The sequence below is a fragment of the Achromobacter semiaridum genome, from assembly GCF_053543755.1.
Map to the genome: position 1 here is coordinate 132,410 of NZ_JBLVOL010000070.1, position 8,825 is coordinate 141,234.

The window sequence follows — 8,825 nt, forward strand, 5'->3', positions numbered from 1 at the left end:
GTGCCGCCCGCAAGAAGTTTTGAAGAATCCCGCAGAGAAGCCCCCGCACCATGAAGAAGATCCCCCATTTCATCAACGGCCAGCATTTCGATGGCCGCAGCAGCCGCTACGCCGACGGCTTCAACCCCGCCACCGGCGAAATCTGCTCGTCCATTCCGCTGGCGTCCAACGAAGACGTGGCGCTGGCCGTTGCGGCCGCCAAGGCCGCGTTCCCGGCCTGGTCCGAAACGCCCGCGCTCAAGCGCGCCCGCATCCTGTTCAACTTCAAGGCGCTGCTGGATCAGCACCAGGACGAACTGGCCGAGCTCATCACCCGCGAACACGGCAAGGTGTTCTCGGATGCCAAGGGCGAAGTCATGCGCGGCATCGAAATCGTCGAATTCGCCTGCGGCATTCCGCAGTTGCTCAAAGGCCAGTATTCCGACCAGATCGGCGGCGGCATCGACAACTGGAGCATGCGTCAGGCACTGGGCGTGGTGGCCGGCATCACGCCGTTCAACTTCCCGATGATGGTGCCGTGCTGGATGTTCCCCGTGGCCATCGCCTGCGGCAACACCTTCGTGCTCAAGCCTTCCGAACGTGATCCGTCGGCGTCCCTGCGCCTGGCCGAACTGCTGACCGAAGCCGGCCTGCCCCCCGGCGTGTTCAACGTGGTGCACGGCGACAAGCTGGCCGTGGACGCGCTGATCAATCACCCGGACGTTGAAGCGCTGTCGTTCGTGGGGTCTACGCCCATCGCCGAATACATCTACGCCGAAGGCACCAAGCGCGGCAAGCGCGTGCAGGCGCTGGGCGGCGCCAAGAACCATCTGGTCGTCATGCCCGACGCCGACCTGGACCAGGTAACCGACGCCTTGATGGGCGCCGCGTATGGTTCGGCCGGCGAGCGCTGCATGGCGATCTCGGTTGCCGTGGCGGTGGGCGATGTGGCCGACAAGGTCGTTGAACGCCTGACCCCGCGCGTCAAGGCGCTGATCGTCAAGGACGGCATGAACGCCGACGCCGAAATGGGCCCGCTGGTCACGGCGCAGCACCGCAACAAGGTCATGGGCTACATCGAAGACGGCATCGCGGCCGGCGCCGATCTGGTCGTGGACGGCCGTGGCCTGAAAGTGCCCGGCAACGAAAAGGGCTACTTCCTGGGCGGCACGCTGTTCGACAACGTCAAGCCCACCATGAACATCTATCGCGAAGAGATCTTCGGCCCGGTGCTGTGCATCGTGCGCGTGCCCGACTTTGCCAGCGCCGTTGAGCTGATCAACGCGCACGAGTTCGGCAACGGCGTGGCGTGCTTCACGTCCGACGGCGGCGTGGCGCGCGCGTTCGCACGCCAGATCAAGGTCGGCATGGTCGGCATCAACGTGCCGATTCCCGTGCCGATGGCCTGGCATTCGTTCGGCGGCTGGAAGCGTTCACTGTTTGGCGACCACCACGCCTACGGCGAAGAAGGCATCCGCTTCTACTCGCGCTACAAGAGCGTGATGCAGCGCTGGCCGGACAGCATCGCCAAGGGCGCCGAATTCACCATGCCCGTGGCGAAGTAAACCCGCCCGCTTCACGACTTCAATCACCCGCTTTCCAGAAGGACGCATTACCCGGCTTTGCAAGGGCGCGGCTTCGGCCGCGCCCGGCCAGTACCACGACACAGCAACATCACATGACACAAGGGGATGCCCGATGCGCATCGGTATAGGCGGCTTTCAGCACGAAACCAATACGTTCGCGCCGTCGCGCGCGACGTGGGAAGATTTTGCCGAGAAAGGCGGCGGCTGGCCCAAGCTGGTCAGCGGCCCCGCAATGTTCCAAGCCGTGGCAGGCGCCAACATTCCCGTGGCGGGCTTCATCGAAGCCATGAACCAGCACACGCTGGTGCCCACTACCTGGGCCGCGGCCAGCCCGTCCGGCCCCGTCACCAAAGACGCTTTTGAACGCATCAGCGCGCTGATCCTGCAAGGCCTGTCCGACGCACTGCCGCTGGATGGCGTGTACCTGGACCTGCACGGCGCCATGGTCACCGAACACCTGGACGACGGCGAAGGCGAACTGCTCAAGCGCGTGCGCGAGCTGGTCGGCCCGGACGTGCCCGTGGTGGCCAGCCTGGACCTGCACGCCAACGTCACGCGCGCCATGGTGCGCCATGCCGACGCGCTGGTCTGCTACCGCACGTATCCCCACATCGACATGGCTGAAACCGGCCAACGCGCCGCCGCGCTGCTAGCCCTGCGGCTGGCCGGCGTGCCGCGTCCCTATGTGTCGTTGCGCGCCCTGCCCTACCTGATTTCGCTGTGCTGGCAATCGACCGACATCGAACCGTCGCGCAGCCTGTATGCGCTGGTGGGCGAGATCGAAGCGCGCGGCGCCACCAGCCTGTCTTTCGCCACCGGATTTCCCGCTGCCGACTTCCCCGAATGCGCGCCCACCGTATGGGCTTACGGCACCACGCAGGCCGAGGCCGACGCGGCCGCCGCCGAAATGGCGCGCGCCGTGTTGAATGCCGAACGCGACTTTGGCGGCAAGCTGTACACGCCCGACGAAGCCGTGCAGGAAGCGATGCGAATCGCGCACGGTGCGGACAAGCCGGTCGTGATCGCTGACGCACAAGACAACCCCGGCGCGGGCGGCAGCTCGGACACCACCGGCGTGCTGCGCGCGCTGATCCGCCACGACGCGCGCGACACCGCCATCGGCCTGATCGTCGACCCGGCCGCCGCGCTTGCCGCGCACCGCGCGGGCGTCGGAAACAAGGTACGGATTGCACTAGGTGGACACTCGGGTATTCCCGACGACGAACCGCTGGACACGGAGTTCATCGTCGAGAAAACTTCAGATGGACGCTTCGATACGCACGGCGCTTTCTACCGCGGATTCCACATGGATCTGGGCCCCAGCGCCTGCCTGCGTATTGGTGGCGTGCGCATCATCGTCGCCTCTAACAAGGTGCAGATGGCGGACCAGGAAATGTTCCGGTTCGCGGGCGTCGAACCCACGCGCGCCGCAATTCTGGTGGTGAAGAGTTCCGCGCATTTCCGCGCGGATTTCACATCCATCGCGCAAACGATCCTGGTGTGCGCCGCCCCTGGCTCCATGCTGATGGATGCGGCAAAACAACCATGGACACGGTTGCGTCCCGGCATCAGAATGGCGCCTTGCGGGCCGGTGTTTTCGGGCCGACCCGCAACCGCCTGACCCTCCCACGCCGCCATCGAGCGGCGCGTTAACGACGTAGCGGCCAACCGTGCCGCTCACACCGCTTCAAGGGGAATCTCCATGCTCAAGTTTGTTCGAGCGGCCGCGTTGGCCGGTGCAACGTTGATGATGGCTCACGGCGCCTACGCCGAAACCGTCATCAAGTCCGTCATGCACTCGCCGTTGCGCTTGACCGACCCGCACGCCACCACCGCATACATCACGACGTGGCACGGCTACATGATCTACGACACCTTGCTGGCCACCGACGCCGACAACAAGATCCAGCCGCAAATGCTTGAGAAATGGGAAGTCTCGCCGGACGGCAAGACCTACACGATGACCTTGCGCGACGGCCAGAAGTGGCACGACGGCAAGCCCGTCACGTCCGAAGACTGCGTGGCCTCGATCAAGCGCTGGGCCGCCGGCGACGGCATGGGCCGCACGCTGCTCAAGTTCACCGACAAGATCGAAGTCATCGACGACAAGAATTTCCGCATCGTCATGAAAGAACCCACGGACCTGGCGCTGCGCGCGCTGTCCAAGCCGACGGGCACCGCGCCGTTCATGATGCCCAAGCGCATCGCCGAACAGGCCATCGGCCAGCCCATCACCGACATGACCGGCTCCGGCCCGTTCAAGGTCATCGAATTCAAGCCCGGCGTGAAAACGGTGTATGCCAAGAACGCCGACTACGTGCCGCGCAAGGAACCGGCCAGCGGCCTGGCCGGCGGCAAGGTCGTGAACGTGGACAAGGTCGAATGGGACGTCATGCCCGATGCGCTGACCACCGCCAACGCGCTGCTGGGCGGCGAAATCGACTTCGTCGAACAGTTCCCGTATGACCTGTTGCCGATGATCGAAGGCAACAAGGACTTGAAGGAAGAGTCCCTGAGCCCGGTCGGCTACTTCACGATGTACCGCTTCAATTTCAAGTACCCGCCCTTCAACAACAAGAAGATCCGCCAGGCCGCGATGTACGCCATCGGCCAGGAAGACGTGATGAAGGCGCTGGTGGGCAATCCCAAGTACTGGAAGACGTGCGCGTCGCTGTGGGGCTGCGGCACGCCGATGGAAAGCGACATCGGCAAGGAAGTCGTGGTGCCGTCGAACATCGAAAAGGCCAAGGCCTTGCTGAAGGAAGCGGGCTACGACAACACCCCCATCCTGGTCATGCACGCCACCGACGTGGGCACCCTGTCCGCGCAACCGGTGGTGATGGCGCAGGCGCTGCGCAAGGCCGGCTTCAACGTCAACCTGGCCGCCATGGACTGGCAAAGCGTGGCCACCCGCCGCGCCTCCAAGGCCGCGCCGGCTGAAGGCGGCTGGAACATCCACAATACCAACTGGTACGCCACCGACGTGATGGACCCGGTGCGTTCCGCGCCCGCCGCCGCCAACGGCGACAACGCCTGGTTCGGCTGGCCCGACATGCCGCAAGTGGAAGAACTGCGCACCAAGTTCGCGCTGACGTCCGATCCGGCCGAGCAAAAGAAGATCGCCGACGAATTGCAGCGCATCGGCATCGACGAAGGCCTGTACGTGCCGCTGGGCCAGATGTCCGTGCCCACCGTCTATTCGACCAAGCTCTCGGGCCTGGTGCATGCACCGGTCTTTGCGTTCTGGAACGTCAAGAAAGCTCCTTAAAAGAGCAAGCAGTTCAGGGGGAAATACATGCTGGCATTTGTCTCACGCCGGCTCCTCGCGACCATCCCCGTTCTGGTGATGGTCGCGGTGGTGGTCTTCGCGATATTGCGTTTCAGCCCGGGCGATCCGGCCATCATCATGGCGGGCGACGGCGCCACGCCTGAACGTATCGTCCAGATACGGCAGACGATGGGCCTGGACCAACCGGTCATCAAACAGTTCTTCATCTGGGGCGGCAAGCTCCTGCAAGGCGATCTGGGCACCTCGCTCATGTCCGGCGTGCCGGTCACCAAACTGATCGCGCAACGCCTCGAACCGTCCTTGAGCCTGGCGGTGCTGACCCTGGTCTTCACGCTGCTCGTTGCCATTCCGCTGGGCATCCTGGCGGCATGGCGGCAAGGCAAACTGCTGGATCGGGCCGTGATGGGCTTTTCGGTGCTGGGCTTTTCGGTGCCGGTGTTCGTCACGGGGTATCTGCTGATCTGGCTGTTCGCCATCAAGCTGGGCTGGTTCAACGTGCAGGGCTATGCGCCGCTGGAAAAGGGCTTCTGGCTATATCTGCACCGGCTCATCCTGCCGTCGCTGGCCTTGTCCACGGTCTATGTGGCGTTGATTGCGCGCATCACGCGCACCAGCGTCATCGAGGTCATGGGCGAGGACTTCATCCGCACGGCGCGCTCCAAGGGCCTGGGTGAAACCGGCGTGCTGCTGGGCCACGCGCTGCGCAACGCGGCGGTGCCCATCGCCACCGTGGTGGGCCTGGGCATCGCGCTGTTGATCAGCGGCGTGGTCGTGACCGAATCGGTGTTCAACATCCCCGGCCTGGGCCGTTTGGTGGTGGAAGCCGTGCTGGCGCGCGATTACCCCGTCATCCAGGGGCTGACGCTGTTCTTCGCGTTCGTCTACGTGTTCATCAACCTGATCGTCGATTGCGCCTACACGGTGTTCGACCCGCGCATCCGCTACTAGGGAAGAGCCATGCACACGCCAACCGATGCCGCCGCGCAAGCGGCCGCCGACCTCCCCGGAGGCGGCAACCCTCAAGTCACCGCCTGGCGGCAAGTGCGCCAGGGCCTGAAAAGCTGGCCGGTCATGCTGGCGCTGGTGGTGCTGGTCACCATCGTCGCCATCGCCGTGTTTGCGCCGCTGCTGGGCACGGTGGACCCCACCTACATCAACCCGGGCGCGCGCCTGAAGCAGCCCTTTACCGACTACCTGTTCGGCACCGACGCCTTTGGCCGCGACGTCTGGTCGCGCGTGGCCTACGGCGCGCGCATCTCCTTGATCGCGGGCTTGGGCGCCGCCGTCGTCAGCGTGGCCATCGGGCTGGTCATCGGCGTCATTGCCGGTTGGTTCCGGTCGCTGGACGGGCTGATCATGCGCACGATGGACGCCATCATGGCCATTCCCGGCATCCTGCTGGCAATTGCCCTGGTGTCCGTTACCGGCGCCAGCATCACGACCGTGCTTGTTGCCATCACCATCCCGGAAATTCCCCGTGTGGTGCGGCTGGTGCGCGGGCAGATCCTGACGGTGCGCGGCGAACCCTATGTGGAAGCCGCGCTGGCGTTGGGCACGCCGCTGCCACTGCTGCTGTGGCGCCACATGGTGCCCAGCACCATCGCGCCGCTGACGGTGCAAGGCACCTACGTGTTCGCGTCGGCGATGTTGACCGAGGCCATCCTCAGCTTCCTGGGCGCGGGCATCCCGCCCGAGATCGCGTCGTGGGGCAACATCATGTCCGAAGGCCGCATGTATTTCCGCATGCTGCCCGGCCTGATTCTCTTCCCTGGCCTGCTTCTGTCGCTGACCGTGCTTAGCGTGAACATCCTGGGTGACGCCCTGCGCGATGCGCTGGACCCGAAAATGGTGCGCAGGATCTGATGCCGATGACCTACTCTCCTACTCCCCCCGCTGGCGACACCTCGTCCGCCATCCTGGCGATCCGCAACCTGTCCGTGGAAGTGGCCGGCGCCGGCAACCGCGTCGTGCGCAATCTGAGCCTGGACGTGCATGCCGGTGAAACGGTGTGCGTGGTCGGTGAATCCGGCTCCGGCAAATCGGTCACGTCGCTGGCCGTGATGGGCCTGTTGCCGCAAGGCATCCTGTCCATCAGCGCCGGTTCCATCCGCGTGGAAGGTGAAGACGTCGCCACCGCGTCGCAGCGCCGCCTGCGCGAGATGCGCGCGACCCGCATGGCCATGGTGTTCCAGGAACCCATGACCGCGCTAAACCCCGTGCATACCGTCGGCAAGCAGGTTGACGAAGTGCTGCGCCTGCATCGCAAGGGCATGAGCGCCGCCGAACGCCGCGCCAAGGTGCTGGACATGTTCCAGTCGGTGCACCTGCCCGATGTGGAACGCATCTTCGAGGCGTATCCGCATCAGCTGTCGGGCGGCCAGCGCCAGCGCATCGTGATTGCGATGGCGCTGATCCTGGAGCCCAAGCTGCTGATCGCCGACGAACCCACGACCGCGCTGGACGTCACCACGCAAAAGCAGATCCTGGCGTTGATCAAGGAATTGCAGGTCAAGCACAAGACGGCCGTGCTGTTCATCACGCATGACTTCGGCGTGGTGGCCGAGATTTCGGATCGCATCGTGGTGATGAACCGGGGCGACCTGATCGAAAGCGGTACCCGCAACGAAATCCTGGCCGAACCCAAGCAGTCGTACACGCGACGCCTGGTGTCGTCCGTGCCCAGCCTGGTGCCCAACCGCCGCGACGCGCCGGACGGCCAGCCCGTGCTGCACGTCAAGGGCCTGGGCCGCACCTATGCGGGCAAAAGCTCGATGTTCTCGCGGCGCGCCGCGCAGCACGTGGTGGCCGCCACCGACGTCAATCTGACGCTGCGCAAAGGCGAAATCCTGGGCATCGTGGGCGAATCCGGCTCGGGCAAGTCCACCGTGGCGCGCTGCATCGTGCGCCTGATCGAACCCACCGCCGGCCACATGATGATGGGCGGTGAAGACTTGAGCACGTTGTCGGGCTCGGCGCTGCGGCCGGTGCGCCGCCGCATCCAGATCGTGTTCCAGGACCCGTACCGGTCGCTGAACCCGCGCCGCACCGTGGGCGAATCCATCATCGAAGGCTTGCTTAACTTTGGCATGCCGCGCGATCAGGCCCTGAAACGCGCGGGCGAAACGCTGACCGTGGTGGGCCTGAGCCCGGACGCCATGCAACGCTACCCGCATCAATTTTCAGGCGGACAGCGCCAGCGCATCTGCATCGCGCGTGCGCTGGTCATGGACCCGGAGATCCTGGTGGCCGACGAAGCCGTATCGGCGCTGGACGTATCGGTGCAGGCGCAGGTGCTTGAACTGCTGGAGCAAGTGCGCCAGCGCACCGGCGTGGGCGTGCTGTTCATCACGCACGACCTGCGCGTGGCCGCGCAGATCTGCGACACCATCATGGTCATGCAGCGCGGCAAGGTGGTCGAGACCGGTTCGGCAGAGACCGTGCTGACCGAGCCGCGCCACGAATACACGCGCGCGCTGATCGACGCGGCTCCGGGACGCGACTGGGACTTTCGCAACTTCCAGCCCGTCGCCGCCACCTTGGCGCAAGCGGCCGCGGCCGCATCATGATGTGCTGATGTGCTGATGCCCTGAACACCCGAATTGCCTTCCTTTGCAACACAGGAACCCAGATGTCACAACCGCACGAATTGTCCGCCCAGGAACTGCTGCAAGCGTATCGCGACAAGACTTTGTCGCCCGTTGAGGTCACGCGCTCGGTGCTTGACCACATCCAGCGCTGGGAACCGCACCTGAAGGCCACCTACGCGCTGGACCCCGAGGGCGCGCTGGCAATGGCGCGGGCCTCGGAAGCCCGCTGGATGAAGGGCCAGCCGCAATCGGCGGGCGGCTACAGCCTGGACGGCGTGCCCGCCACCATCAAGGAAAACATCGCCACGCGCGGCACCCCCGTGCCGCTGGGCACCGCCGCCACCGACCTGACCCCGGCCGCCGCCGACGCGCCGCCCGCCGCCC

The 8,825-nt window shown here is 65.2% G+C and carries 7 protein-coding genes; all 7 read left to right on the forward strand.

All coding sequences use genetic code 11. From position 1 onward, the window contains the following. The first annotated feature begins 50 nt into the window (after positions 1-50). Positions 51-1,544, forward strand: a complete 1,494-nt coding sequence (locus ACNPP0_RS19565; protein ID WP_332610214.1) for a CoA-acylating methylmalonate-semialdehyde dehydrogenase — start codon at positions 51-53, stop codon at positions 1,542-1,544. Between the two features lie 133 nt (positions 1,545-1,677). Next, entirely contained in the window at positions 1,678-3,186 is a 1,509-nt protein-coding gene (locus ACNPP0_RS19570) for a M81 family metallopeptidase (RefSeq protein WP_448706770.1), read from the forward strand. Between the two features lie 81 nt (positions 3,187-3,267). Continuing rightward, on the forward strand, positions 3,268-4,833 hold the full coding sequence (locus tag ACNPP0_RS19575; RefSeq protein WP_120156992.1) for an ABC transporter substrate-binding protein: 1,566 nt from the start codon (positions 3,268-3,270) through the stop codon (positions 4,831-4,833). Between the two features lie 27 nt (positions 4,834-4,860). Then, positions 4,861-5,802, forward strand: coding sequence for an ABC transporter permease (locus tag ACNPP0_RS19580; RefSeq protein WP_332610212.1), 942 nt, complete (start codon positions 4,861-4,863; stop codon positions 5,800-5,802). 9 nt (positions 5,803-5,811) lie between these two features. After that, on the forward strand, positions 5,812-6,717 hold the full coding sequence (locus tag ACNPP0_RS19585) for an ABC transporter permease (RefSeq protein WP_332610211.1): 906 nt from the start codon (positions 5,812-5,814) through the stop codon (positions 6,715-6,717). A gap of 5 nt (positions 6,718-6,722) precedes the next feature. Further along, complete coding sequence (locus ACNPP0_RS19590) at positions 6,723-8,420, forward strand: ABC transporter ATP-binding protein (RefSeq protein WP_332610210.1); 1,698 nt, start codon at positions 6,723-6,725, stop codon at positions 8,418-8,420. Positions 8,421-8,482: 62 nt separating this feature from the next. Further along, a partial coding sequence (locus ACNPP0_RS19595; RefSeq protein WP_448706771.1) for an amidase family protein occupies positions 8,483-8,825 on the forward strand: 343 nt, incomplete at its 3' end.

Coding starts and splice junctions, on each gene's coding strand:
- ACNPP0_RS19565 (WP_332610214.1), top strand. CDS start 51: ATGAAGAAGATCCCCCATTTCATCAACGGCCAGCATTTCGATGGCCGC.
- ACNPP0_RS19590 (WP_332610210.1), top strand. CDS start 6,723: ATGACCTACTCTCCTACTCCCCCCGCTGGCGACACCTCGTCCGCCATC.
- ACNPP0_RS19570 (WP_448706770.1), top strand. CDS start 1,678: ATGCGCATCGGTATAGGCGGCTTTCAGCACGAAACCAATACGTTCGCG.
- ACNPP0_RS19575 (WP_120156992.1), top strand. CDS start 3,268: ATGCTCAAGTTTGTTCGAGCGGCCGCGTTGGCCGGTGCAACGTTGATG.
- ACNPP0_RS19580 (WP_332610212.1), top strand. CDS start 4,861: ATGCTGGCATTTGTCTCACGCCGGCTCCTCGCGACCATCCCCGTTCTG.
- ACNPP0_RS19585 (WP_332610211.1), top strand. CDS start 5,812: ATGCACACGCCAACCGATGCCGCCGCGCAAGCGGCCGCCGACCTCCCC.